The sequence below is a fragment of the Paraburkholderia sp. FW306-02-B genome (assembly GCF_058782725.1).
On the sequence record NZ_JBYSXZ010000001.1, the window covers coordinates 1684425 to 1711410 of the forward strand.

The following is a 26986-nucleotide window of genomic DNA, read 5'->3' on the forward strand; positions in this document are numbered from 1 at the left end:
TTTTCTCGCACTTCAAGCGAGTGCGGCCTGTCCTCCCATGTTCACCAAACCTTTAGGAAGTACAAAGCCATGGCAAATCCGAAACTTGAAGTCCTTACGCCTGCAAACTCGCAGATCATCTTCATCGACCAACAGCCGCAAATGGCTTTTGGGGTCCAGTCAATCGACCGTCAGGTGCTCAAGAACAACGTGGTAGGCCTCGCGAAGGCAGCGCGAGTGTTTAACATTCCCACCACTATTACGACAGTGGAATCCGAAAGTTTTTCGGGCTATACGTACCCCGAATTGCTGGACGTATTTCCGGAGCACAAGGTGCTCGAACGCTCGTCCATGAATTCGTGGGACGACCAGAAGGTTCGTGACTCGCTTGCTGCAAACGGCCGAAAAAAGGTGGTGGTGTCAGGTCTGTGGACCGAGGTTTGCAACAACACGTTCGCGCTATGCGCCATGGCCGAAGGTGACTACGAAATCTATATGGTCGCCGACGCGTCGGGTGGCACCTCGAAGGACGCGCATGACTATGCAATGCAGCGAATGATTCAGGCCGGCGTGGTTCCGATGACCTGGCAACAGGTGCTGCTCGAATGGCAGCGCGATTGGGCACACAAAGAGACTTACAACGAAGTCATGGCGATTGCCAAAGAGCATTCCGGGGCGTACGGAATGGGCGTGGACTATGCCTACACCATGGTGCACAAGGCTCCCCAGCGCGCGGCGGGGACACACGAAGTTCTGGCACCGGTGCCTGCAAAGAAGTAAACAGTCGCGACGAGCGCCCGCTTCCCATGAATAGCTCCGCGCGTGAAAAGCGGAGCGCTCCCTATGAGGATCGCCATGACTTCCAATTCTTCCGTGCCGACGCCGGCTGAAGTTGTCTTCTTCAATGGCAAGATCGCCACCCAGGACGACAAGCGCTCTTTTGCCGATGCGCTCGCCATCGCGAACGGCCGCATTATCGCTTCGGGATCTCGCGATGCCGTGATGCATCACGCGAACGACAACACGCGCCACGTCGACCTCAAAGGCCGCACCGTCATTCCCGGTCTGAACGACTCCCACCTGCACATCATTCGCGGCGGGTTGAACTTCAACATGGAGTTGCGCTGGGACGGCGTGCCCTCGCTGGCGGACGCACTCGACATGCTGCGCAAGCAGGTGGCCCGCACGCCGGCGCCGCAATGGGTCCGCGTAGTGGGCGGCTGGAACGAATTCCAGTTCGCCGAGCGGCGTGGCCCGACGCTCGAAGAAATCAACGCGATCGCGCCGGATACGCCGGTGTTCATCCTGCACCTGTACGACAGCGCGCTCCTGAATGCAGCGGCGCTGCGCGCGGTCGGCTATACGAAAGATACGCCCAATCCACCCGGCGGCGAGATTCAGCGCGACAAGCGTGGCAATCCGACCGGCATGCTCATTGCACGTCCGAACGCCGGGCTCCTGTACGCCACGCTGGCGAAAGGTCCGAAGCTCGCGCTGGAGGATCAGCGCAATTCCACGCGCCACTTCATGCGTGAGCTGAACCGGCTTGGTGTGACGAGTGCGATTGACGCAGGCGGCGGTTACCAGGCCTACCCGGACGACTACGCCGTCATCATGGATCTGGCGAAGCATAGTGAACTGACCGTGCGTATTGCGTACAACCTGTTCACGCAGAATGCGAAAAAAGAAATCGAGGATTTCGCGAAGTGGGTGAAGGTGACGAAGCCCGGCGAAGGTGACGATTTCCTGCGCGTGAACGGCGCCGGTGAAATGCTGGTGTTTTCGGCCGCGGACTTCGAAGATTTTCTCGAACCGCGACCGGATCTGCCGGACACGCTCGAAGACGAACTGGAAGCCGTCGTTCGGCTGCTGGTGGCAAACCGCTGGCCGTTCCGTCTGCATGCGACCTACAACGAATCGATCGAGCGCTTCCTGAATGTATTCGAACGCGTGAACGCCGACATTCCGTTCAATGGATTGCGCTGGTTCTTCGATCACTGCGAGACCATCACGCAACAGAATATCGAGCGGGTGCGCGCGCTCGGCGGCGGCATTGCGATCCAGCACCGGATGGCCTTTCAGGGCGAGTACTTCATCCAGCAATATGGTGAAGAGGCCGTGAAGCGCACCCCGCCCATTCGCCACATGCTCGATGCCGGACTGCCCGTTGGCGCGGGGACGGACGCGACGCGCGTCGCGAGCTTCAACCCGTTCGTTTCGCTGTACTGGATGGTATCGGGCAAGACGGTCGGCGGCACCGCGATGTATGCCAGCGAGAACCGTCTGGACCGGATGGAAGCGCTGCGCCGCTACACGGTGGGCAGCGCATGGTTCTCGAACGAGGATGACCGTAAAGGCGCGCTGGTTCCGGGCCAGTTCGCGGATTTCGCGGTGCTCAGCGAAGACTACTTTACCGTCGACGAGAGCCGCATCAAGTTCCTGACCTCGGCGATGACGGTGGTAGGCGGCAAGGTCGTGTATGCCGATGACGAATTCGCGCCGCTCGCGCCGCCTGACCTGCCGGTCAGCCCGTCGTGGTCGCCGGTCGCGGAATTCGGTGGCTATAGCCGTTACAAACCGACGGCGGTGGCGTGCGTGGATGGCTGTGTGAATCTGTGCGGCGTGCATGCGCATGCGCATGGTTGGGCATGGCGTAAAAACGTGCCTGTCAGTGACTCCAACGGTTTCTGGGGCGCGTTGGGTTGTAGCTGTTTCGCGTTCTGACATCCATAGCTTGGTGCCACCAGGCCAGCGAGGACCATCATGCCGACCCTGACTGACGGAGTGTTGTTTGGCATAGGCATACTGGTTCTCGACTTCCTCGCCTGGCGTTTCATGGACCGCACGAACGAGCAGGTGCGTCTGGCGTTCCGGGCGCTCCTGTTTGGTTTGTCGACCTACGTGCTGTTCAGTTCTGGCATGAATCCGCTGCGCGCGGCGCCCTGGGAATCCGAGCCGCTGCGCCATCTTCTCGCGCAAGTGCTGGAGGTGGTGTGGTGGCTGCAGGGCGCGCGCCTCGTGACCGTCATGCTGGATCGTGCGGTGTTACCCGAGACGTGGCACAAGGAACGTCTGTTTCAGGATGTGCTCGGCGCGCTCGTGTTTCTGGCTGCAGCGGTCGGAGCGATCGCTTTTGTGTTGCAACTGCCTGTGCGCGGCCTGCTCGCAACGTCCGGGGCGGTCGCGGTCGTGCTGGGCCTTGCGATTCAGAGCACGCTCAACGACGTGTTTTCCGGTGTGGTACTGAACGCCACGCAGCCCTTTCACATTGGCGATTGGGTCACGATCGGCGATGTCGAAGGGAAGGTGGTCGAGAGTAACTGGCGCGCGACCAGTCTGCTGAACGGCCAGGGCAATATCGTCGTGATTCCCAATAGCGTGGCGGCGCGCGCCAATATCGTCAACGCGAATGAACCGGTGCATACGCACGGCATTAGTGTGGTGCTACCGGTCAAACCATCGATCCGGCCGGCAATCGTGCTGGAGGCGCTCGCCAACGCCGCCGCCAGCTCAGAAAATGTCTTGAGCGAGCCTAAGCCACTGGTGAGTGTGCGCCGTGCCACGAGCGACTCGATCGAGTACGAGATCGTCTGCTACGTCGACGCACTGAGCAAAAAGACCGATGTGCGCAACGAACTCTTCGATCTCGCGTACCGGCATCTGGTCTCGCGCGGCGTCGTGTTGCATCCCTTGTCAGTACCCGAGCCTGCTACCGACGTGGCGGATCAGAGGCACCGATTGCTGCGCAACGTCATGATCTTTCAGACACTCGAGGACGACGAAGTACTGGAGCTTAACGCGAAGCTGACGAAGCACGAATTCGATGTAGCCGAGACCATTTATGCCGCGGCCGATGAGAACGGCCACGAGCTTCACATTCTCGCGCAAGGCGTCGCCAAAGTGAGCGTGCCGAAGGATGGCGGTGAGATCGAACTGCGGAGGCTGGCGCCTGGCGATTCGATCGGACAGTCAGGCATTCTGGCCGGCGTCAGGACGGAAGTGATCGTTCGAGCGCTGACTCGCGCCACCGTTTTCCGGCTGGATAAGGCCGCATTGACGCCGATTCTCGCGCGACGCCCCGAAGTGGCCAAGGAGATGTGCCGTTTGCTTTCGGAACATCACGCAACCGAAAAGATGTTGCTTGAATCGCCAGCGAATGTGGACGAGACGTCAGGCGGCTTGCTGCAATGGATTCGCGACGGCGTAAGGCGATTCCATGAACTCACGAATTGAGCGGGCTCACAGAACTGTCTCGTCTCTTAAGGGTTTTTAAGAATCCGACAAAGTCTTTAATTGATTTATTCGCTACGCTGTATCGAACAGTCGGTAAGCGTTCCGCCGAATCGATCCAACACCATTGACCATGGAGTCTCACGTGAGTACTTTCACCACATCCGACGGCACCCAGCTTTACTACAAGGACTGGGGCACGGGCCAGCCGATTGTTTTGAGCCATGGTTGGCCGTTGAACGCCGACATGTGGGAATACCAGATGAAGTTTCTCGCCGACAACGGTTTTCGTGTCATCGCTCATGATCGCCGCGGCTTTGGACGTTCCGCGCAGCCGTGGTCGGGATACGACTACGACACGTTTGCCGGCGACGTCAATGAGTTGATCGAGGCGCTCGATCTCAGGGACGTGATTCTCGGCGGGTTTTCGATGGGCGGTGGCGAAGTGGCGCGTTATATCGGCCGTTTCGGCACGCGGCGCATCGCGAAGGCAATTCTGCTCAGCGCCGTGACGCCTTTAATGATTCGCCGTGAGGATCATCCGCAAGGAATGGACCCAGCCATCTTCGACGGCATCCGTGCGGGACTGTTGAACGACCGGCCCAAATTCCTCGACGACTTCGGCCCGCTTTTCATGGGCAGCGATCAGGAGGGCTCGAACGTGACGAAGCAGATGCTCGACTGGACTTTGTCGCTGGGGCTTCAGGGCGGTCTGAAAGGAACCTACGACTGCGTTGCAGCTTTCTCCGAGACTGACTTCAGGTCGGACCTCGCGAAATTCGATGTGCCCACACTGGTGGTGCACGGCGATGGGGACGCGGTCGTGAACTTCGACGTAACCGGAAAGGCAGCTGCCGCGCTGATCAAGGACGCGAAGCTGCTGGTCTATAAGGGCGCACCGCATGCGCTTTACTTCTCGCACAAAGACCGGCTCAACCAGGACCTCCTGGACTTCGTCCGGTCCTAGACGTCGCCGGGTCGCGATGCCCGTCCGCATGCCGGGTGATCCATACCGAGGGGATGTCTGACACGGAGGAGTGACATGAAGAAAATCATTGCGGGAATCGCGATTCCCGACAGTGTGATGACCCGGGCAGCAACCGATCAGATCCGGGGCACGGAGTGTGAGTTGATGTTCCATCATGCGCTAAGGGCTTTTTTGTTCGGCGCGCTGACTGGGTATCGCGGCAAGCTGACTTTCGACGCCGAGCTGCTTTACGTCGGCACGATGTTTCACAACGTCGGTTTGAATGTACAGCACCGGCGCTCTCCGTACCGGTTTGAGGTGGATGGCGCGAATGCGGCGCGTGAATTCCTGCGCCAACACGGTGTCACTGAGTCCGCGATCGGTCAGGTATGGGAGGGGATCGCGCTACATACGACGCCGGGTATTCCTGAGCATATGTCGCCGCTCGTCGCGCTGATCAGCGCCGGGGTGCAGATGGATGTACGCGGCGCCCGCTTCGACGAATTCACTGCGCAACAGCGCGACGAAATCGTACAAGCCTATCCCCGCGAATCCGGTTTCAAGAAGAAGATCATCGAAGCCTATGCGCGCGGCATGGCGCATCGTCCGGAGACGACGTTCGGCACGGTGAACGCTGATGTGCTGGATCGGTGGGACCCGAACTATCGCAGGTTGAATTTCTGCGGCCTGGTGCTTGGATCGGACTGGCCGAATTGACCTGGGGTGACGTGAAGTACTGGCGCCTGCCTTTGCGGTGGGTACGAATAGCGGATGCTAACGGCATGCGCGACGAAGTGGCAGTTATCAAAAGGACAATCAGAATGGGCTACATCATTTCATTGGGCGTCGGCTTCGCAGTCGGGCTCCTCTATTGGCTACTCAAGGTGCAGTCGCCGGCGCCGCCGCTGATCGCGCTGGCCGGGCTGCTCGGCATGGTGTTGGGTGAGCACGCCATACCGGTCGTCAAGGCACAGCTTTTCGCGCAGACGCGGACGGTCGAGGTCGCCGAGCCTATGAAGAGTGCCGCGGCGCAAAAGCCGATGACGCCGGGCGCGACGAAAGAGGGCGGCTGATGTCGCTGGCGCGTGCCTTCTGTTTTCCGGGGAATCGTTCGTGAATAAACACGAAGACACGATTCTTGCGCTGATAGCGGGCTACGTTGACACCGTCGGGTTCGTTGCGTTGTTCGGACTCTTCACCGCGCATGTGACGGGCAACTTTGTACTGATCGGCGCGGGAGTTGCCGGCGTGGGGCAGGGTGTGCTGCTAAAACTGCTCGCGTTTCCGTCTTTTGTAGTCGGCATTGCGCTGAGCAGCGTGATTTTCAAGTTTCTGGAGCGGAATCATTCGGCGAATGCTGCGAGCGCTTTGTATCTGCTGCAGGCAATGTTGCTTGTTTCCTTCCTTGTAACAGGCTTGATCGCGACACCAATCGAGGCGCCGAATGCATCAATGGTGTTGGTGTGCGGCGTACTGGGAACCATGGCGATGGGCGTACAGAACGCGCGTGGCAGGTTGCTGCAAGTAACGGGATTGCCGAACACAGTGATGACCGGAAACGTGACGCAGATCGTGCTCGACGTGATTGAACTGATACATAGAGGCGCCGCTGGCGGGCATGGGCAACAGGTTAGAGGACGCCTCAAATCGACGTTGGCGGCGATGTGCGGCTTTGCCGTCGGCGCGATCGGCGGCGCACTGGCATACGTCAATTTTTCGTTTCTCGCGATTGCATTGCCGGTAGCCGTTTTGCTGTTTCTTGCCTGGAAGAGAAGGGCGATGGCGGAGGAAAGCGGATAGCTTGCCGCGAATACATCGCTTCGAAGGCACCCGCCTGACACCAGACATGGCCTCGAACAGAGGCTGGTCGTTCAAACATTGCTAACACTCATGGGTAATCAAATGTTCAAGTCGCTTCATCGGTTCCGTCCAGTCGCAATTCTCTCCGCCGCGCTACTGATTGGATTGACGTCTGTTTCGTCCGCCTTCGCCGATGCGGGACCGCCGGAAGTGCCGACCGGAAAAACCGAGCTCTCCGCGAAACGGCCCAACGTATCGGTTGGCCCGCAGTATGACACCACGCACGTGTATGTCGCCTCGGCCGATCTCGATGCGTTCGTCACCAGCTTCCTTGCCACGTTCGGTGGCAAAGCGTCCCCGCGCGCGGTTTTCACGGTCACGCCTACGCCGAGCAGGACCGCGTCGCAGTACGTGCAGACGCCGGTCGGCATGCTTTCGGTGTTTGGCTTCGAAACGCCGATTCCGTACCCGTTCGGCAATGAGCGAACCGGCTATCTGGTCACCGATATCGATCAGGCGGTGAAGGCGGCGCGAGCCTCGGGCGCGGACGTTCTCGTCGATTCGTTCGATGATCCGATCGGCAAGGACGCAGTTATTCAATGGCCGGGTGGCCTGACGATGCAATTGTATTGGCACACGAAGGCACCTAACTATGCGCCGTTGCATAGCGTGCCGGACAACCGTGTGTACGTGTCGCGCTATGAAACGAACAACTTCGTGCGCCGGTGGCTGCACTTCTCGCATGGCAAGGTGGTCTCGGACGATCCGCGCGCGGATGCGGGCGTGATTGGCCGGCCGGGCGAGACGATCCGGGAGATCCGCATCGACTCGGGGTTCGGCCGGATGGTGGTGTTTGTCACGGACGGCAAGCTGCCGTTCCCGTTCGGGCGTGAAACGACCGGCTACGGCGTTGATGATGTCGCCCAGACGCTCGAGCGCGCGCAAGCAGCCGGCGCGAAAGTGCTGTATGCGCCGTACAGCAGCAGATCAGGAAAGACGGCCATGGTTGAATTCCCAGGCGGGTACATCGCCGAAGTACACGATGGCCAGTAAGGAAACTGCGATGAATACGCCGAAGATGCTGAATGCACATAAGCGCTCGCGGCGGTGTGCAGCGCTGCGTGCCGCCCGTGCTTTGCTGATCAGCACAGGCCTCGCGGCCGCGCTGCCGGTCTCGGCGGCCGATACCGCGACAGGCGGCGCTGACGATACCACCACGGGCGGGACAACGGCGACGGCCGCCTCTGCCGCGAGTACCTCGTGCGTGCGCCCCGCGGTGATGTTCAACCGCTGGCAGGAAAACTGGTCGGTCTTGGCCAATCCCTGTGTGCCGAAACGGCCTTTCGATTCGCTCAAGTACATTCCGCTGTTCGGCAACCCCGACGCGTATATCTCGCTGGGCATGGTGTTGCGCGAGCGGCTGGAAGTGAACGACGCGCCGCTGTTCGGCCTCGGGTCAGGGCACGACGACACGTATCTGTTGCAACGGCTGGAAGTCCACGCGGATGTCCGCCTCGGCCCTCATGTGCAGATCTTCACGCAATTCGAGGACGCGCGCCCGTACGGCAAGGACATGGTCACGCCCGTCGACAAGAACCCGCTGGATCTGCGGCAGGCGTTCGTCGCCATCACCGAGCCGCTTGGACCTGGCACCGTCAAGTTCCGGGTGGGGCGGCAGGAAATGGCGTTCGACCTGCAACGATTCATCTCGGTTCGTGACGGCCCGAACGTGCGTCAGGCGTTCGACGCGATCTGGGCCGACTATGAAACCGGTCCGTGGCGCTGGATCGCCTATGCGACGCAGCCGGTGCAGTATCGCGACAATACCGCTTTCGATGACGTTTCCAATCGCGATTTGACCTTCAGCGGCGTACGCGTGGAGCGCAAAAATGTCGGGCCAGGCGATCTGTCCGCGTACTACTCCCGCTACAACCGCAGCAACGCGCACTTTCTGGACGCGACCGGCGACGAACATCGCGACGTATTCGATGCGCGCTATTCCGGCAACGTCAACCATCTCGACTGGGACGTCGAAGCGATGTATCAGTCCGGACATGTCGGCAGCAATACGATTGGTGCGTGGGCGGTCGGCTCGCTCGCCGGCTACACGCTGGCGACAGTGCCATGGACGCCGCGAGTCGGCATCCAGGTGGATGCAGCTTCGGGCGACAGCCATCCAGGAGATGGCCGCATCGGCACATTCAATGCGTTATTTCCGAATGGCTACTACTTCGCACTGGCCGGCTATACCGGCTACACGAACCTGATTCATATCAAGCCGTCACTGATCGTCAAACCGAACAGCAAACTGACACTGCTGGCCGGCGTGGGTCTCCAATGGCGCGAGACCACCGCGGATGCGGTGTACCAGCAAGGCGCTGCTGTCGTGCCGGGCACGGCGGGACACGGTAGCAGCTGGACAGGTTTTTATACTCAGCTTCGCGCCGACTGGGCGGTCAGCACGAACCTCGCCGCAGCACTCGAAGCCGTGCATTTCCAGGTCGGGCAGTCGCTGCGCGACCTGGGCGCGCGCAATGCCGACTACGTCGGCGCTGAAATGAAATTCAGCTGGTAGACACGGTATTCGCGTGCCGTCATCAGCTTGACGTGTTAGATGAGGTCGAAAATATGAGCACCGCGGATTTTTCTGCCGACGCCTTGACTCCGTCGGAACTCGAGATTCCGTTTTCTTCGCTGGAATATCGGCAGCACCAGATGTTCCCCCGTCTGTCGGCTGCTGAGATTCGAAGCCTGCAACGCTTCGCGAAGCCGATGTCGTTCAAGGCCGGCGAACTGATCTTCGAAACAGGTCAGGTGGCGCTGGGTCTGTTCGTTTTGTTGCATGGGCGCGTGCGGATCTTTTCGCGTGACAGTTTCGGGAGATCGACGCTCGTCACCGAGCATGAAGACGGCCATTTCATGGCCGAGATGGCGCAACTGTCCGGCAAGCCCGCGTTAATCGACGGCGTGGCGTTGACGGATGCAGAGACGCTCGTGCTCGAGCCGGAACGGTTGCGGGCACTGATCGTCGCCGATGCTCAGCTGGGCGAGCACATCATGCGCGCGCTGATCCTGCGGCGGCTTGGATTGATCGAGCAAGGACTGGGGCCGATCATTGTCGGCAATGGCGACGACGCGCGGCTTGTCAGGCTTCAGGGGTTCCTGCGCCGCAACGCGTACCCCGCAATGGTGATCGACGCGCGTAGCGATCCTGAAGCGATCACGCTGCTGGGCGGGATGACAACCGGCCCCGACGATTTTCCGCTTGTCTTCTGCCCGAACGGATATGTGCTGCGCGCGCCGGACGAAGCGCAGCTCGCGTCGTGCCTCGGGCTCGTGCCGACATTCGAGCAATCGCATATTTATGACGTCGCTATCGTCGGCGCCGGACCGGCCGGGCTCGCTGCGTCCGTCTATGCGGCCACGGAAGGTTTGTCGGTCGCCGTTTTCGACCAGCGCGCCCCCGGCGGTCAGGCCGGTGCCAGCTCGCGGATCGAAAACTATCTGGGTTTTCCCACTGGCATTTCGGGCCAGGCACTCGCCGCCCGGGCATTTCAGCAGGCGTTGAAGTTCGGTGCCCATCTGGCCATTCCCGGTATGGTCAAGGACGTGAGCCGTCAGGACGGCATCTTTCTGCTGACGCTTCTTGATGGACAACGGATCAGCGCCCGGACGGTCGTGGTCGCCAGCGGCGCCGCTTATCGGCGACCGTCGGTGCTGGGTTTCGAGCGCTTTGAAGGACGGGGCACGTACTACTGGGCGTCGACGATCGAAGCCAGGCTCGTGAAAGGGCAGGACATCGTGCTGATCGGCGGGGGCAACTCCGCCGGACAGGCGGTCGTGTTTCTCGCCAATTTCGCGCGCAGTATCCGCGTGCTGATTCGCGGCAAGGATCTGTGCGCAAGCATGTCGAAATATCTGATCGACCGGATCGGCTCGTTACCCAACGTCACGCTTTGCACCCGTTGCACATTGCGATCCCTCGACGGCGACGAAGCGGGACTCACGCATGTTCATATTCGTCGTGAAGACGATGATTGGGACGAAGTGGTGGCGTCGCGTCATCTGTTTCTCTTCATCGGCGCGGACCCGAAGACGGATTGGCTCGCTTCGAGTGGCGTGGAGCTCGACAACAGGGGGTTTGTCATCACTGGGTTCGCACGCAGCGTGCATGGTCTGTCTGATGCAAACGAGCGATACCCGCTCGAAACCAGTGTGCCCGGCATGTTTGCCGTCGGCGACGTGCGCTCGGAATCCGCGAAACGGGTTGCCTCGGCGGTGGGCGACGGTGCGGCGGTCGTGAGCCAGATCCATTCCTATCTGAGGCAACTGACAACAACGTCGGCTCACGATGTTTAATAAAAATTAGCAACTGCTTCGAAAGCGTGGGCGCTATGCTTTTTCGCATACAAACGGCAAGTGCCAGGGAACGAATGATGAAACAGATTCAGTGCAAATGGGCGGTCCATGTCAATGCGTGGTGTGTAGTTATCTTGAGCATCTTTGCGTGCGTGTGGTCTGACACGGCGCTTGCCGCTGCCCCTCAGGTCAAAACGCAGGGGGCGGGTTTTTATCGGATCATGCTGGGCGGTTTTGAAGTGACAGCGTTGCTCGACGGCACGCACCCGTTTCCGATCGATACCGTGGTGGAAGATGTGCCGAAGGCTGAAATCGCGCGTGACCTGCAGCGCGATTTTCTGCAAACGCCCGTTCAAGGCTCGATCAACGCGTTTCTGATCAACACCGGTTCGAAGCTGATTCTTATCGACACCGGCGCAGGCGTGCTCTATGGAGATTGTTGCGGCAAGCTGCTCGCGAACTTGCGCTCGGCGGGCTATCAACCGGAGCAGGTCGATGAGGTGTTGCTGACGCATCTGCACAAGGACCATGTCGGTGGCGTCATTTCGAACGGCGCCATGACGTTCCCAAATGCTGTCGTACGGACAAGCCAGATTGAAGCCGACTACTGGTTGAACCCGGCCAACAAGTCAAAGGCGCCCGCCTTCCTCAGCACATTCTTCGACGCTGCAATCGCATCCGTCGCGCCCTACGTCGCGGCCGGCCGGTTCAAGCCGTTCAGCGGAGATGTCGAACTCGATCCGGGCATTCGCGCGATCGCGTTGCCCGGTCATACGCCGGGTCATACCGGGTATCTCGTAGAGAGCGAGTCGAAAGATCTGCTCGTGTGGGGCGACATAGTTCACGTGGCGTCGATCCAGTTGCGGAACCCGAAGGCATCGGTTGAATACGACACCGACGCGGCCGCGGCGCAGCGCTCGCGCCGCTACGCGTTCGAGCTCGCGGTGAGAAAACATTATCTCGTCGGCGCAGCGCATATCGCTTTTCCGGGACTGGGACACATCAGGACAAACGGCAGCACCTATGACTGGGTGCCGGTCAATTACGAAGCCGCGCCCAGTCAATAGCCACGGCGTGAACCTCACCTTTCACCACTTCCATGGAACGAGAAATGGCAACTGAGGCGATGATGGTCACGCACCACACGCTGCGTGCAAACGGCATCCGGCAGCATTTCCTCGATGCCGGAAGCGGCCCAGTCGTCGTGCTCCTGCACGGCTTCCCGGAGACGAGCTTTGCCTGGCGTTATCAGATTCCCGTGCTGGCCCAGCACTATCGAGTCATCGCTCCGGACCTGCGGGGCTATGGCGAAACCGACAAGCCCGGTTCCGGCTACGACAAGCGGAACATGGCGATGGATATCATCGGGCTGCTCGACGAACTGGGGATCGGCAAGGTCGCGCTCGTCGGGCACGACCGCGGCGCGCGCGTGGCGACACGGCTGACCAAGGATCATCCTGAACGGGTCGATCGGCTTGTCGTGATGGATAACGTGCCGACGCGGGTGGTCGCGCAAAATATGAATCCGCAAACAGCGCGTGCGTACTGGTTTTTTCTGTTTCATCTGGTCGCAGACCTGCCGGAAACGCTGATCGCGGGAAAGGAAGACGCGTGGCTGCATCACTTCTTCGCCGACTGGTGCTACAACCCACACACGATCGAAGGCGCGGACTTCGATACGTACGTGAAAGCGTACAAGCGGCCGGGCGCGGTGCGAGGCGCAATGTCGGACTATCGCGCGAATTCCGAGGACGTTGCGCAGGATCTGGTCGACGCGGATGTGAAGATTGCGTGCCCGACTATGGCGCTGTGGGGGGAAGACTTCTATGCGGTGGGCGGCATGTTCGATATGAAGGCCGTCTGGGAAGGCATGGCAAACAATCTCCGTGCCGAACCGGTCTCGCATTGCGGACATTTGCCCCAAGAGGAGCAGCCGGAACGGGTCAATGAACTGCTGGTGGATTTCTTGCGGGGCTGGACCGGGCGTTGATTGTCCGCCAGACGCTCGAAGGCCACGGCTGCATGATGGGTGATATTTTCGGCCGCGGTGCATGATCCGCGGCCGGTTGATCGGGAGAAGCATGATGCACAGCCAAACCCAACTGGAGCAACGCGCTGAAGTTGTTTGGGAAGACGCGCGAGTCCGACGTGAAACGTGTTGCGCTCCGCGCGAGCAAGTGGCTGCGGTGATGAACGGCAGCCGTGCTCCCGTGTGGGATCATGTGATCGATGCGCTTCTGGCCGGCTTTCACGATCAAGGCGCGGGTGAAGCGTACCTCACGCGGTCGGCGCGTGGCATCGCTGCGTATGCGCCGTCGCCGCACGTACAGGTCGAAGTGCTCGAGCGTTTGTCTGTCACGTCGGTCGCGGTTCTCTGGCAGGATGCAACACGCTGCCGCTACGCCGACCAGGTGTGGATCAGTTGCCGCGCCCGGAAAAAAGGGCGCTGTGCGCTGAGCGGGGCGGTGATCCATCGCGACGATTTCATCTATAAGCCGAGGGTGCGCAGCGCGATTCCAGCTAACGCCAACGCGATGATTCTGGCTTCCGTGATCGCGCGAATGCCCTCCATGGCATGAAGGGCGGTTCGCGCTAGATCTTCAGGAGTTTTGCCGCATCGCCGCCGAGAATCGGATTTTTTTGATCCGACGGCAGCGCATAGACGACCAGCATGGTATTGAGCGACGACAACGGCATGGCGCCCCGAGTGAGCTTGCCCGCCAGATAGCCCATCGCCATCGAAAAGAAGAACGGCACTAGCGCGTAAGCAATCTCGTGAATCATCTGTCGTTGCTCGCGTGATGGCGTCCCCGTCGGGCGCCGTTGAATGTCGCAATCGGCCGAGGCAACCTCTGTCGAGACGACGAAGTCTATTGCGCGGCGCGCATTAAGTCTTTAGAAAAACATGAAACGTTCTTAACGTTGCTGGACGTGTGAGATCGACTCGAGCGCATGCTTAGTACAAGTTTTTTGAACTATACGTTCAGTTTTTTCCGCGCATGCCAATTCGCCGTTGTTCTAGACTTCGGGAACGCAACACTGAGCGGTCAGTCCTCAGTTTTTCCTATACCCGCTGCGTCTTGGATACTCAGGAAAATGATTTGCATTGGCCCGCTTCAGGTGGACCTCGCCCGTCGGGAGTTGTTTCTCGACGGCCAGCCTGTGCGGCTTGGAAGCCGTGCATTCGACATGCTCGCAGTGCTGATTGCTTCAAAAGGCGCGCTGGTGTCGAAAAACGAATTACTCAAACAAGTCTGGCCGGACACGATCGTTGAAGAGAACAACCTTCAGGTGCATATGTCCGCACTGCGCAAGGTGCTGGGGGAAAGTCGCGGACTGATCCAGACCGTGTCTGGACGAGGCTACCGGCTCGTACTGTCGAGTCAATCAACGGCCCCTTCCAGTGAGAACACGGCCGATCGTGGCGATGAACTCGACAACGTCAAGGGCAGCCTGCAAGACAGGATCGTCCGCAACAACCTGCCTTCCAATTCATCGGCGCTGATCGGACGGGACAAAGCGATGGAAGACGTCGCGCTGGCGCTGGCTTCGGTCCGCCACGTGACGCTTATCGGCTCCGGTGGTATCGGCAAGACCCGACTCGCGATCGAGGTCGCGCGCGGCTTGCAGGCGCGCTTCCCGGACGGTGTCTATCTGATATCGCTCGCTTCGGCCAGTGATGCGAGCAGCGTCCTCGCGATGTTCGCGGCCAGCTTCGGCGGGAATCCAGCATCCGGACCGCTTACGCTCGCGCGTGTCAGCAAGGAACTCAGCGAGCGGTGCGCGTTGTTCATATTCGACAATTGCGAGCATGTTCTTGGCCCTGCCGCTGAGCTTGCTGAAACGCTATTGAGCGTGAGTGGGACCATACGCGTTCTCGCGACCAGCCGGGAGCCGCTACGCGTCGTGGATGAGCGCCTCTATTGGGTCGCCCCGTTGCAGGTGCCCGTGCAAGAGGATCAGTGCCAGCACGTACTGCAATGCAGCGCCGTGCAGTTGTTCCTGTCACGCGCGCGCGCGATCGATTCACGTTTTTCGTCGGATGCAAGAAGCGTCTATCTGACCGGTATGGTATGCCGCCGGCTCGACGGCATACCGCTGGCAATCGAACTGGCGGCGGCGCGTGCGGCGATACTCGGCATCGAGACGCTGGCGGCCCATCTGGACGACCGCTTCAACATGCTGAGCGGCGGCAATCGCACTGCATTGCCGCGCCATCAGACTTTGAAGGCGACGCTCGACTGGAGCCACGCACTCCTTGACGACGCTGAGCGGGCGACGTTGCGCAGGCTTGGCATCTTCTTCAACAGCTTCACGATGGAGGCGGCTATCGCTGTTGCCGGTGACGGCGCATTGCGCGAGCTCGATGTGATCGCGGCGGTATCCGGGCTGGTCGAAAAATCGCTGGTGGTGACGCGCGTGGAGCGTGGCGTAGTCAGCTACCGCCTGCTGGAAACCACGCGTGCGTACGCGATGCAGAAGCTGGAGGATAACGGCGAGCGGCGTCTCGTCACGCTCAATCACGCGCACTATTTCTCCAGTCTGCTCGACCACGACTCGTCGAGTGGTGCGGGCGCTGCCGGCGCGCTCGCAGATCGTTGGCATCACCGCATGCGCGAGTTGCTCGACGACTTGCGCGCGGCACTGGGCTGGGCTTTATCGCCGAAGGGTGACGAGGCGCTCGGCGAAACGCTCGCCGTGAAAGTCGTGTTTCTTCTCTATGAATTATCGCTGGTCGACGAGTGTTGTGCGTGGGCACAGCGAGCGCTCGATACCGTGGCCGCGACCCATCGGGATTCGCATTCGACCCGGCATTTGCGCGTGCGTATGCAACTGCTGGCGGCACTCGGGGCCGCACGGATGTTTGTCAATGGACCGAACCGGGAAACCCTCGGCATCTGGGCCGAAATTCTCGCGTCGGCGATCGCGCTTGGCGCCCCCGCGTTTGAAGCCCGTGCGTTGTGGGGCATGTGGAACGTCTGTCAATCGTCCGGCGCGGCGCGTAACGCGTTGGCGTTCGCGAGGCGCTTTGCATCGCTCGCCTCGGAGACGGGCGACGCGAGCGGCGCGACCCTCGGATACCGGTTGCTGGGGATCGCGTCGCACTACGCGGGCGATCAGAAGCAGGCACGTTTGTCCCTCGAAAAACTGCTGCAGCACAGCGATAGCCTGCAGCACTGGTTGCCCCTGGGACAGTCCGTCGATCAGCGGATCGTCGGCCGCGCCACGCTCGCGCGCGTGCTGTGGCTGCAAGGTTTCCGTGATCAGGCGCTGAAACTCGCGGAGGATTGCGTGGTCGATGCGTGCAATCAGGAGCAGACCATCGTCACGTGTTACGTGCTGGTCGAGGCGCTGGTTCCGCTCACGCTACTCTCCGGTAAGCGGGAACAGGCGGCCCAGGCGATCGCGGTGTTGCAGGAAGTGTCCGCGCGCGCCGGTCTGAGTGTGTCGCAGGCGTGCTGTCGCTGTTTCGATGAATATCTGCGCTCGCTGGACGAGGCGGTGCCGGAACGTTTGCATGCTTTCCGCGCGGCGTTGAACGATCTGGATTCGCTCGAGTTCGGTGCTCCGCGCGCCATGCTCGCCGGACAATACAGCATCGCGCTTGGCCGATCGGGACAGCGGGAAGAGGGCATCGCCGCCATTGTGCGTGTGCTGGCGCGGTGTGACGAAGCCGGCGACCATTGGTATGCCGGCGAACTCAGGCGCATACACGGCGAACTGCTGTTGATGGAGCATGCAGGCTATGCACCATCCGCTGGCGATGCGAGGGACGGGGAGGCGTGCCTGAACGCGGCGCTCGAAGAATCCCTGATGCAAGGCTGCCGCTCGCTGCAATTGCGCGCCGCGACGAGTCTCGGCCGGCTCTGGCACGCGCAAGGCCGGAGTGCGGAAGCGGTGCAGCTGTTGCAATCCGCATGCGCGCAGCTCACGGAAGGCCTCGATTGGGACGACTTCAAGGCTGCCAGCCAGTTGCTGCGCATCGCGGCCACTGCAAGCGCGCCGGCCAACGATTCCGCCGACGCGGATGCGGCACCCGATTCATACGACGAACCGCCGGTCGCCGAGATGGACGAACGCGCCTAGCCAACGTTCACCCGTGCAATATCCTCTGTTGCACAACCTCGTCGATCAAATCCGGCCGGTCCAGTTGATCGACCCACCAACGCAGGGCTCTACCGGTCTCATCGTCGCGCCATGCGAGATAGAAATGCGTGATATCCCGCATGCCGATCACGTCCTTTTTCACCAGCTCACCGCGGGCGAGCGGCTCGACTGCAAGACATTCCGGAATCGTGCCCGCTGCCAGGCCCCTGATCTGAGCGGCGAGCTTGGCTTCGAGCGTCGGCACCGTCAGGACCTCCTGACTGGCCGCAAGTGCGATGGTGCGCGGCGCAAGCTTGCGGGACGTATCGCCGATCGCGACGGCGCGATGGCGCGCGACGATATCCGGCGTGAGCGGCTCCGGCATCGAAGCGAGCGGGTGATGCGGTGCCACCACGAAGACGTGCCGTAGCGAGCCGATCGGTTTGGCCACCAGGTTGGGAATCGGCGGCGGATCGCCCGCGGCGCCGACGATCAGGTCGGCGCGGCGCGTCAGCAGCGCATCCCACGAACCGCCCAGCACTTCCTTCGCCAGATGCAGCCGTGTGTCGAGTTTCAACTGATAAAACGTGTCGACATGCTCCCACAGCAAATCGAACGGGATGATCTCGTCGATGGCGATGCGTAGTTCGGATTCCCAGCCGTGCTGGATTCGCTTCGCTTTGCATTCGAGGTCCTCCGCGGCCTCCAGCAAGCGGCGTCCTTCCTCGACGACCACACGCCCCGCATGCGTGAGCGTCGCTCGGCGGCCGGTGCGGTCGAACAGCTTAACGCCGAGATCGAGCTCCAGTTTCTGAACGAGATACGTCAACGACGACGGGACCTTGTGCAGCGTTTCCGCCGCGCTGGCAAAGGTGCCGGTTCGATCGATGGCATCGAGGGCCTGCAGGACTTCAAAGGATAGGTTCATGGCGAATAGGCGGATCGGATGCGGGGATGCGACCTCGGGAGCGCTTCGGGCACGCCTCTGGCCGACGGAACACCTGCGTAGGATGGCGCACAACCGCGCTTCAGCGCAATACACCGCTTGCGAGCTCATCCAGTCCGTCCGGTCGCCGACGGTTCGGTGCAAGCCGCGCTCGCGAACCGGCGCACGCGGCTGGCATGTGAAAGGGGGCACCATATCCATATCGATAATAGTATCGGATGACCTGCCCGACTAACATGCTTCTTACGACGCTCGCCTCGCATTGGGGTGTGGTTCAACGAGCGGCGTCTTCAAACGTGCCCTGTCCCGCTAACGAACCAGGCGTGAGTGCAGCATGATTAAGATTGGTCGAGTCACGGTGTCACTTGAAATGCGCGAGGTGTACCTGGATGATCAACTGCTTCAGCTCGGCTCGCGCGCATTCGATATCCTCGAGCTTCTGATCCGGGCCAAGGGAAAGGTCGTCACCAAAGACGAGATCCTGCGAGAAGTGTGGCCGCATTGCGTGGTCGAGGAAAACAATATTCATGTTCAGTTGTCGGCGCTCAGAAAAATCTTTGGCGCTGACAAGCAGGTGATTCACACGATCTCGGGCCGCGGCTACCGGCTGGCGATTCCGGCCGAAGCAAGTGGTCCGGTCGGGCACCCCGAACCCGACCAGACCGCGCGCACTAAAACCGCGCGGCTGAACGGCCTGCCGATTCGCCACGCGCCATTGATCGGCCGCGATGGTGCGATTGCCGACATCGCCCGCGCCCTGCGGGAGACGGCGATCGTCACCTTGCTCGGCCCGGGCGGCATCGGCAAGACGCAACTCGGCATCGCGGTGGCGCGGTCGATCGCAGCCGCTTCGGGGATGGAAGTGTGCTTCATCGCGCTGGCCTCGGTGGATAACGCGCAGAGTGTCGTGAGCACGGTTGCCGAAGCGCTCGGCGTGGGACGTTCCGGCGAGGGCATCTCGCCCGAGGCGCTCGTCGCTGCGATCGTGGGCCGCAAGCTGCTGATCCTGCTGGACAACTGCGAGCACGTGATCGAGTCGGCGGCAACCGTTTGTGAACTGCTCGTGCAGGCCAGCGCGGATGTCCGCATTCTGGCGACCAGCCGCGAACTGCTGCGAACGCGCGACGAAAAGTCCTACTGGGTCGCGCCGCTCGGTACGCCGGATGTGGGAGCGAGCCCGCAGAGCATCCGCGCCTGTGGCTCGGTCAGGATGTTTCTGGCTCAAGTGAATGCGCTCAATGCCGACTTTACGAGCGATCCCGGCTGCATTGACATGATCGCGACCGTCTGTCGCCGGCTCGACGGCGTGCCGCTTGCACTGGAGCTGGCGGCAGCACGCGCGAGCGTCTTCGGCATTCGCAAGCTCGTGTCCGAACTGGACGACCGGTTCCGCTCCCTGACGGGCGGCCGCCGTACCGCACCGCCGCGGCAGCAAACGCTGGAAGCCGCGCTCGACTGGAGCTACCGGCTTCTCAGCGCGCCGGAGAGAGTCGTGTTGCATCGGCTCGCCGTTTTCCCGGCACGGTTTTCATTGGATGCTGCCTGTGCCTTTGCCACTTGTGGACAGCTGTCGAGCAGCGAAGTGACGGAAGCCATTGTGGGTCTTGCCTCGAAGTGCCTCATCATGACGACCTTCGACAGCAAGATCAGAGAGTACTTTTTGCTGGAAACGACGCGCGAATATGCGTTGCGAAAGCTGTGCGAGTCGAACGAAGCGGACGATGTTCTGGCCCGAAAGGCGAATTTCCTCGGGCCATTGTGCGAACAAAGTCATGTGCACGGTTTCGGTGCCGGTACGCTTGGGAACGAACCTGTCCTGGCATCCGTTGCGTCGAGGTGAGATGCGCGAATGGGGTGGCGGGGGCAGTCTTTCGAGGAGGCGACCTCATGTACCATGACGGCATTTGCAATCTCTCTCTGGAATCTGAAATGCTGGGTCCTTCGGAGCTCGAGTCGACGGTATATGTGATTGACGACGAAGAGACGGTGCGCGACTCGCTGGCGCGCTTGCTGCGCTCGGCCGGTTTTGCGGCACAAGGTTTCGCGTCGCCGGCGGAGGTTCTTTGGAAAGAACTGCCCAATATGCCGATGTGCATTTTGCTGGACATGAATTTGCAATCCACGACTGGTTTTGACGTGCAAAGCCAGCTCACCCAGAAGGGTGTGCTGGTTCCGATCATTTTTCTGACCGGATACGGATCCATTCCCATGTCGGTGCGTGCGATCAAGGCGGGTGCGCATGAATTTCTCACCAAGCCGGTCGACGAAGAAGAATTGCTCGCCGCAGTCAGGCAGGCGCTCATCCAGGATAAGGCCAACCTCGCGGAACGTGCGTTCAACGCGGATGTGCACAACCGTGCCGCGACGCTGACGCCGCGCGAAATGGACGTGTTCGAACTTGCCGTGCAAGGCAGGATGATCAAGCAGATCGCGCACGAACTGGGCACGCAGGAAGTGACTGTGAAGGTGCACAAGCGACGCGTGATGAGCAAGATGCAGGCGAAGACGGTCATCGAACTCGCGAAGATGTGGGATGTGATACGCCGGACCCGGTGCGCCTCCTGACACTGCATATATATCGCGCCCGATATTTCTTTCCAACATCATCTCGGCGCAATTGGAGTATTGGCAGCTATGAGCTTTGTTTGCATCGTTGACGACGACGCCTCGGTACGAAGCGGTCTCGGAAACCTCCTGAAGTCAGTGGGTTATACGACTGTGTCATTTTCATCTGGAGAGGAGTTTCTCGCCTCTCCAGTCGTAGACGATGCGTTGTGTGTGTTGCTCGATCTGAAAATGCAAGGCATGCAAGGTCTCGAAGTGCAACGCCAACTGAACGCGGCGCACCGGAGTATTCCCATCGTTTTCATGTCGGCGCACGGAGACGACGAAACGGTTCGCCGCGCGATGCTGCACGGCGCCGTCGGTTTTTTGCGCAAGCCCTTTGCTGAAGAAGTCCTGCTCGATTCGATCGAGCTCGCCATTGGACGCAAAGGGGCGGCGAATTGAGCACAGGCGCCTATATCGAGCGGACGGTCGGATCGTCCGGCGACTCCGGCGCGACTGTGCATTTTGATCAGATATGGTTCGACCAGCTTTCGCTCGAGGCGCTGCTGGTCGACGGCAACATCGTTCGTTATCGCGCGAAATCGCGCGACGGATCGCAGTCGTGGCTCATCGCGGCGCCCACGGATCTGCCGTCGGAAGCGGTGGTTCGGCGCTTGCAGCAGGAATTCGCGGCGGCTCACAAGCTCGATTCGACATGGGCCGTGCGGCCGATTGCGCTTGTGCGTCTGTCGCGAGGACCTGTTCTCGTATACGAAGATCGCGGCGGCGCGCTGGTTCACCTGTCGGCGGACGGAACGATTGCGGTTGGCCGCTTCCTGAGGATTGCCGTAGGCGCCGCCCGCGCTTTGCGGCTCGCGCACGCGCACGGTGTCCTGCACCGCGACATCAAGCCGTCGAATCTGTTGGAAGGCGGTGACGGCACGATCCGGCTGCTGGGTTTGCGCGACGCGTTCGGCGAGGCGGCAGTGGAAACCCCGGACACGTTATACGGCACGCTGGCCTACATGTCGCCGGAGCAAGCGCGGCGCGTGGAGCGCCAGGCCGACGAGCGCAGCGATCTCTATTCGCTCGGCGTCACGTTATACGAGCTGCTCACCGGAGCGCTGCCTTTCGAGGCGGCGGACGCGGCTGAATGGGTTTATAGCCACGTTGCCCGACAGCCTGTGGACCCGAGGCACGTTCGCAAAGCGCTTCCGCCGGTGCTCGGCTCGATCATTCTGAAGCTTCTTTCCAAGAACTCTGCGGAGCGGTATCAAAGCGCGTCGAGTCTCGAGGCGGATCTGCGGCGCTGTCTGGCGGACTGGAATGAAATGCAGCATATCGTTCCATTCGAGCCGGCCGCGGAGGACAACGTCAGGAACCTCGCGGTCACGCATCGTCTCTTTGGACGAGCGAGTGAATATAACGCGCTGCTCGACGCTTTCCGGCGCAACGCGCGGCAGGGCATGTCCGAATTGATCCTCGTGTCCGGATATTCGGGCGCTGGGAAATCCGAGCTCGTGCGAAGCGTGTATCGCGCCACCGCTCAAACGCCTACATTATTCGCATCAGGGAAGCTCGAGCAGTACGGTCAGAACGCCCCCTACGCACCGTTGATGCAGGCTGTACGCTCGCTGTTCGAGCGCATTCTGGCGGAACCGGAGGCCGATCTGGAAGCGTGGCGATGCGTTCTGCGCGATGCGCTCGGGTCGCAGGGAAAACTCCTCGTCAGTTTCATTCCGGAGCTGGAACTGGTTCTCGGGACGCAACCGGACGTGCCGGATTTGCCGCCGGTAGAAGCGCAGCTTCGCTTCCAGGCCCTCATCACGCGGCTGCTATCCGTCTTCGCCACGGAACAGCATCCCTTGGTTCTCTTCTTCGACGATGTTCATTGGTTCGACGACGCAACGTTGAACTTCATTGCCGGTTTCGTGGCTACCGCCGAGATCAGGCACGTCCTGCTGATCTGCGCGTATCGCGACAACGAAATCGAACGGTCGCCAAAGCTCAAAGCATTTCTTCAGTCGCTGCCGCGCAGCAACGCGCGGGTCACGAGCCTCGCGGTGGGGCCACTCGATCCCGCCAATGTCAGTGCGTTGCTGGCTGACGCGCTGCATTGCGCACCCGGGCACGTATCCGCGCTGGCGGAGGTCGTTCACGAAAAGACCAGCGGAAACCCTTTTTTCGTCAAGCAACTGCTGCTTACGTTGGCCGACAATCAACTGATCCGTTACGACGGCATTGCGGGCCGGTGGACGTGGGACCTCGATCGAATCGGCGAGCATCAGTATTCCGACAACGTCGTCGATCTGATGGTCGGGCGCGTATCGAGACTGCCCGAAGACGCTCAGGCGGTCCTTAGACTGCTTGCATTCATGGGGCGACGCGTCGATAAGACGACCCTCGTGCGGATCGATCGGGGCGGCGATGTCGAGTTGGAGCGACGTCTGCGTCCCGCCGTGGAGGCGGGGCTGATCATCCCGGATCGCACCGGGTTCGCGTTCGCGCACGATCGTGTCCAGGAGGCCGCGTATGCGCTGACGGCCGTGAAGGATCGTGCTGTCGAACACGCGCGGATCGCCCGTATCCTGTTCGACGAGTTCAACGTGCGCGAGATGCGGAAGTCGGCTTTCGAAATCGCGCATCACATCGAGAGCGCGCAGGCGGCGGGAGCACTCCAGGGGCTGGACGCGGCCGAGACGGCGGCGTTCGGCAAGATCTGTCTGCAAGCGGCCCGCGACGCCAAAGAAGCGATTGCGATCCAGTCCGCGCTGAACTACCTCGATGTCGCACAAAGCCTGCTCGATATGAGCAGCGAAGATTATCCCCGCTCGCTTGGCTATGAGATCGGGATTGTGCGGGTGCAGTGCCATATTCTGAATGCGGACTTCGACGCGGCTGGCATGCAAATCGAAAAGCTGCTGCTGCATCAGGATCTGTCGGTGATCGCGCGTGCGGCGGTGTATAAGCTGAAAGCCGACATGCAGCAGCACCTGTCCGACTATGAGGCTGCAGTCGAGACCGCGCTCGAAGGTCTCAAGCTGTTCAATACGCACTTGCCTCGCTATCCGGAGGCTTTGGATGTCGAGGTCGCATACAGCCGGCTCAGCGAATCGCTGCGGACTCGAAGCATTGCCTCATTGGCTGATTTGCCGACGTTGCGCGACGACACGATCGAGTCGGAAATGGGGCTGCTGGCGAGCATGTTTGCACCCGCGTCGTTCGTGAACGAACGGCTTGGCTTTTTGCATCTGTGCCGGATGGTGCAGTTGACGATCGACCACGGGATAACGGCGGCATCGGCGCACTGTCTGGCCTGGTTCGGCGTGTACGTCGCCGAAGTTTTTGGCCGCTATGAAGACGGATTTGAATATTCGCGGCTCGGACGCATGCTGTCCGAACGGCGCGGCTACCATTCGGTGATCACGAGCACACTGGTCGCGCTCGATCAGGTCAGCGTTTGGACGCAACCGCTTTCGTACGTGCTCCAGTGCGCGCGCGATGCGTTCGAGTCGGCGCGTCCGAGCGACGATCTGACCATGAGTTGCTATTCGTGCAATCACATCGTGTCGGACCTGCTGATCCAAGGGGTGCCGTTGGACCAGGTCGATCAGGAAATCGACGTGGGCCTGTCATTCGCCAGACGCGTGCGTTTCAAGGACGTCGAGGACATCCTCGAAACGCAGAAGCGCTTCGTCCAAAGCCTGACCGGCGGGACCGCTCTGCCGGGCAGCTTCGGTGTCGTCGTCGACGGAAGAATGACGTTCGACGCCGATTTGCTCGATACGCAGATGACGACGCTGCGCTTCTGGATCTGGCTGCTGAAGGGCGTCGCCTGCTATTTTCATGGTGACTATCAGAACGCCATCTATTGCCTGGCCGAATCCGGCGAGTCGAAGTGGGCTACGCCTGCGCACATTCACTTGTTGGACTATCACTTCTATACGCCGCTGACCCTCGCGAAGTTGTGCACGAACGAGCAGGAAGCGGCTGACGCGGTGTTGAGGATCCAGCCGCATCTGGCGAAACTGAGGAACTGGGCGCAAATCAATCCAGCGACCTTCAAGGACAAGCTTTTGTTGGTCGAGGCCGAGGTTGCCCGGCTCAACGGCTCACCCCTCGCGGCCTTGTCGTTGTACGAGCAAGCTGCTGCCGCGGCGTCGGAAAACGGCTTCACCCACAGCAATGCGCTCGCTCACGAACTGGCTTCGCTGTGCTGTCAGTCGAACGCTCTGTTGACGGCAGCGCGCCACCATCGCCGTTGCGCGATCGATTCCTATACCCGTTGGGGAGCGTTCGCGAAGGTCGAGCAGCTCGAAAGCGCCGAACGGCTTGGGCGCCATTCGCTCGAACGGCCCGCGGTATCGCAGCCCTCGATTGAGATTGCCGATGCGCAGGAGCAGTTCGACCTCGTGTCCGCGCTGAAATCGTCGCAGGCGCTGTCCGAAGAGATCGTGCTCGACAGCCTCATCAGGACCCTCGTCACATTGGCGATCTTGCACGCGGGCGCCCAGCGCGGCATGCTGATTCTGCTGAAGGACGAGGTTCCGGTGATTGAGGCTCGCGGACAGGAGGAGCAGTCAGGCGTTCAGGTCACCCTTTCCGGCGCACAGGCCGTGGGCGCCGATATTCCGCTCTCGGTGCTCTATACGGCGCTGCGCACGCGTAAAGCCGTCGTCGTGGAGGACGCGCAACGCGATGCGCGATTCTCGTTCGATTCGTCTCTTTCGGACCGGGCGGTTCGTTCGGTATTGTGTTTGCCGCTGGTCAAACAGGGCAACGCCATCGGTGCGTTGTATCTGGAAAACAGTTTGACCGCGGGTGTTTTCACGGCGAGCCGCACTTCGGTTCTCGAATTGCTGGCTTCGCAAGCGGCGATTTCGCTCGAGACAGCGCGTCTTTATGCGGAACTCGTAGAGGAAAACAAGCGAAGAAAGCAAACCGAAACGGCGCTACGGATGAGTGAAGAAGCGCTCGCGCTGGGGCAGAAAATCGGCCGCTCGGGCAGCTACATCTGGAACAGTCTGACCGGCGAGCGTTACTGGTCCGACGAGCTTTACAACGTGTTCGGCATCCCGGCGTCCGTGAAAAACCCAAGCACGGGGATGATCCAAGCGCGGATCCATCCCGAGGACGTCGGGCGATACCGGGAAACGGTCGAGCGTGCCGCGCGCAACCGCACTACGTTCCAGATGAAATTCCGGGTGCTCGAGCCTGATGGAACGATCAAGCATCTCGAAGTGCGCGGCGAACCGTCGGGCGTCAGCAACTTTGTCGGGATTGTCACGGATTTTACCGAGCGGCACACCACAGAGCTGGCGTTGCAGAACGCAAAGATCGAGTTGGCGAGAGCGTCGCGGGCGACCACGATGGGCGAGCTTGCCGCTTCGATCGCGCATGAAATCAATCAGCCGCTCGCCTCGATCATCTCGAACGCGAGCGCGGGGGTACGTTGGCTGAACCGCCCAGAACCCGATATTCCGGAGGCGCTGGCGGGATTGCGCGATATCGTCAAGGATGGGAAGCGAGCCGGTAGCATCATCCGTGCATTGCAGTCGCTTGCCAAGGAGGCGAAGCCGAGCTTTGTGCGGATATCTGTCGACGGCGTGGTTCGCGAAGTGTTGGCGCTTGCGGCTGCCGAAATCGAGCAGAAGGGCTTGGTCATCCGTCTCGATCTGGCAGCCGGTCGCGCCGTGCAGGCCGACCGCGTGCAATTGCAGCAGGTTGTACTCAACCTGATCATGAACGCCGCGGACGCGATGAGCCATCTCGATGCGCGGCGGCGCTTGCTGAGCATCACGTCCGGCATCGACGACCAGGGCGGCTCGATGGTGGTTTCCGTACAGGACAATGGCTGCGGCATCAGCGCCGAGATTGCGCCTCGTATTTTCGATGCGTTCTTTACGACCAAGGACAGCGGAATGGGAATGGGGCTGGCGATCTGTAAATCCATCATGGAGGCCCACGGCGGCACGTTGACGGCTGCACCTGGGCATCCCGGCGGGACGATATTTGTTTTCACTTTGCCGATTGACCGGCGAGGACCGATTCCTGGATAAGTGGAGCAGGTT

General features: G+C 60.8%; 20 protein-coding genes. 18 read left to right on the plus strand and 2 right to left on the minus strand.

All coding sequences use genetic code 11. The features are described 5' to 3' along the window. Nucleotides 1–69 precede the first annotated feature (69 nt). The 13 genes from AC3WOG_RS07450 (at nucleotide 70) to AC3WOG_RS07510 (ending at nucleotide 13914) form a co-directional block, all read left to right on the plus strand. On the plus strand, nucleotides 70–759 hold the full coding sequence (locus AC3WOG_RS07450; RefSeq protein ID WP_429258632.1) for a hydrolase: 690 nt from the start codon (nucleotides 70–72) through the stop codon (nucleotides 757–759). A gap of 75 nt (nucleotides 760–834) precedes the next feature. Further along, nucleotides 835–2703 (plus strand): amidohydrolase, encoded by a 1869-nt coding sequence (locus AC3WOG_RS07455; protein ID WP_492577378.1) that lies wholly within the window; start codon nucleotides 835–837, stop codon nucleotides 2701–2703. A 39-nt stretch (nucleotides 2704–2742) separates the two neighbouring features. Continuing rightward, entirely contained in the window at nucleotides 2743–4212 is a 1470-nt protein-coding gene (locus AC3WOG_RS07460; RefSeq protein ID WP_492577379.1) for a mechanosensitive ion channel domain-containing protein, read from the plus strand. Between the two features lie 142 nt (nucleotides 4213–4354). Continuing rightward, nucleotides 4355–5176 carry an alpha/beta fold hydrolase gene (locus AC3WOG_RS07465; RefSeq protein ID WP_492577380.1) on the plus strand — a complete coding sequence of 274 codons (822 nt, stop codon included), beginning with the start codon at nucleotides 4355–4357 and terminating at the stop codon, nucleotides 5174–5176. Between the two features lie 75 nt (nucleotides 5177–5251). Continuing rightward, nucleotides 5252–5893, plus strand: a complete 642-nt coding sequence (locus AC3WOG_RS07470) for an HD domain-containing protein (protein WP_492577381.1) — start codon at nucleotides 5252–5254, stop codon at nucleotides 5891–5893. A gap of 104 nt (nucleotides 5894–5997) precedes the next feature. Continuing rightward, nucleotides 5998–6249, plus strand: coding sequence for a DUF1427 family protein (locus AC3WOG_RS07475; protein ID WP_492577382.1), 252 nt, complete (start codon nucleotides 5998–6000; stop codon nucleotides 6247–6249). A gap of 40 nt (nucleotides 6250–6289) precedes the next feature. Then, nucleotides 6290–6976, plus strand: coding sequence for a YoaK family protein (locus AC3WOG_RS07480; protein WP_492577383.1), 687 nt, complete (start codon nucleotides 6290–6292; stop codon nucleotides 6974–6976). A 102-nt stretch (nucleotides 6977–7078) separates the two neighbouring features. Beyond that, on the plus strand, nucleotides 7079–8029 hold the full coding sequence (locus AC3WOG_RS07485; protein WP_492577384.1) for a VOC family protein: 951 nt from the start codon (nucleotides 7079–7081) through the stop codon (nucleotides 8027–8029). Nucleotides 8030–8039: 10 nt separating this feature from the next. Further along, nucleotides 8040–9551 carry an alginate export family protein gene (locus tag AC3WOG_RS07490; RefSeq protein WP_492577385.1) on the plus strand — a complete coding sequence of 504 codons (1512 nt, stop codon included), beginning with the start codon at nucleotides 8040–8042 and terminating at the stop codon, nucleotides 9549–9551. Between the two features lie 53 nt (nucleotides 9552–9604). Further along, nucleotides 9605–11335 (plus strand): FAD-dependent oxidoreductase, encoded by a 1731-nt coding sequence (locus AC3WOG_RS07495; RefSeq protein ID WP_492577386.1) that lies wholly within the window; start codon nucleotides 9605–9607, stop codon nucleotides 11333–11335. A 74-nt stretch (nucleotides 11336–11409) separates the two neighbouring features. Continuing rightward, the gene (locus tag AC3WOG_RS07500) at nucleotides 11410–12402 is read left to right on the plus strand and encodes an MBL fold metallo-hydrolase (protein WP_492577387.1); all 993 of its coding nucleotides are present in this window, start codon (nucleotides 11410–11412) and stop codon (nucleotides 12400–12402) included. 44 nt (nucleotides 12403–12446) lie between these two features. After that, nucleotides 12447–13325, plus strand: a complete 879-nt coding sequence (locus tag AC3WOG_RS07505; protein ID WP_492577388.1) for an alpha/beta fold hydrolase — start codon at nucleotides 12447–12449, stop codon at nucleotides 13323–13325. A 91-nt stretch (nucleotides 13326–13416) separates the two neighbouring features. Then, complete coding sequence (locus tag AC3WOG_RS07510) at nucleotides 13417–13914, plus strand: DUF3331 domain-containing protein (RefSeq protein ID WP_492577389.1); 498 nt, start codon at nucleotides 13417–13419, stop codon at nucleotides 13912–13914. A gap of 13 nt (nucleotides 13915–13927) precedes the next feature. Here the strand turns inward: AC3WOG_RS07510 and AC3WOG_RS07515 are convergent, their stop codons facing one another. Continuing rightward, nucleotides 13928–14119, minus strand: coding sequence for a hypothetical protein (locus AC3WOG_RS07515; RefSeq protein WP_492577390.1), 192 nt, complete (start codon nucleotides 14117–14119; stop codon nucleotides 13928–13930). Nucleotides 14120–14431: 312 nt separating this feature from the next. Here AC3WOG_RS07515 and AC3WOG_RS07520 point away from each other — a divergent pair, with 312 nt between their 5' ends. After that, complete coding sequence (locus AC3WOG_RS07520; protein ID WP_492577391.1) at nucleotides 14432–17422, plus strand: ATP-binding protein; 2991 nt, start codon at nucleotides 14432–14434, stop codon at nucleotides 17420–17422. A gap of 7 nt (nucleotides 17423–17429) precedes the next feature. Here AC3WOG_RS07520 and AC3WOG_RS07525 read toward each other — a convergent pair whose 3' ends face one another. Then, nucleotides 17430–18350: a LysR family transcriptional regulator gene (locus AC3WOG_RS07525; RefSeq protein ID WP_492577392.1), complete on the minus strand. Its 921-nt coding sequence runs from the start codon at nucleotides 18348–18350 to the stop codon at nucleotides 17430–17432. Nucleotides 18351–18702: 352 nt separating this feature from the next. Between AC3WOG_RS07525 and AC3WOG_RS07530 the strand changes: the two genes are divergently transcribed. The 4 genes from AC3WOG_RS07530 to AC3WOG_RS07545 all read left to right on the plus strand — a co-directional run bounded on the left by AC3WOG_RS07530 (nucleotide 18703) and on the right by AC3WOG_RS07545 (nucleotide 26974). Beyond that, nucleotides 18703–20208 (plus strand): ATP-binding protein, encoded by a 1506-nt coding sequence (locus AC3WOG_RS07530; RefSeq protein ID WP_492577393.1) that lies wholly within the window; start codon nucleotides 18703–18705, stop codon nucleotides 20206–20208. Nucleotides 20209–20297: 89 nt separating this feature from the next. Then, nucleotides 20298–20933 carry a response regulator transcription factor gene (locus tag AC3WOG_RS07535; RefSeq protein WP_492577394.1) on the plus strand — a complete coding sequence of 212 codons (636 nt, stop codon included), beginning with the start codon at nucleotides 20298–20300 and terminating at the stop codon, nucleotides 20931–20933. A gap of 69 nt (nucleotides 20934–21002) precedes the next feature. After that, nucleotides 21003–21377 carry a response regulator transcription factor gene (locus tag AC3WOG_RS07540; RefSeq protein ID WP_492577395.1) on the plus strand — a complete coding sequence of 125 codons (375 nt, stop codon included), beginning with the start codon at nucleotides 21003–21005 and terminating at the stop codon, nucleotides 21375–21377. Continuing rightward, a complete protein-coding gene (locus AC3WOG_RS07545) occupies nucleotides 21374–26974 on the plus strand; it encodes an ATP-binding sensor histidine kinase (protein WP_492577396.1) in 5601 nt (1866 codons plus the stop codon). The genes AC3WOG_RS07540 and AC3WOG_RS07545 overlap by 4 nt, the downstream gene beginning before the upstream one ends. The last annotated feature ends 12 nt before the right edge of the window (nucleotides 26975–26986 follow it).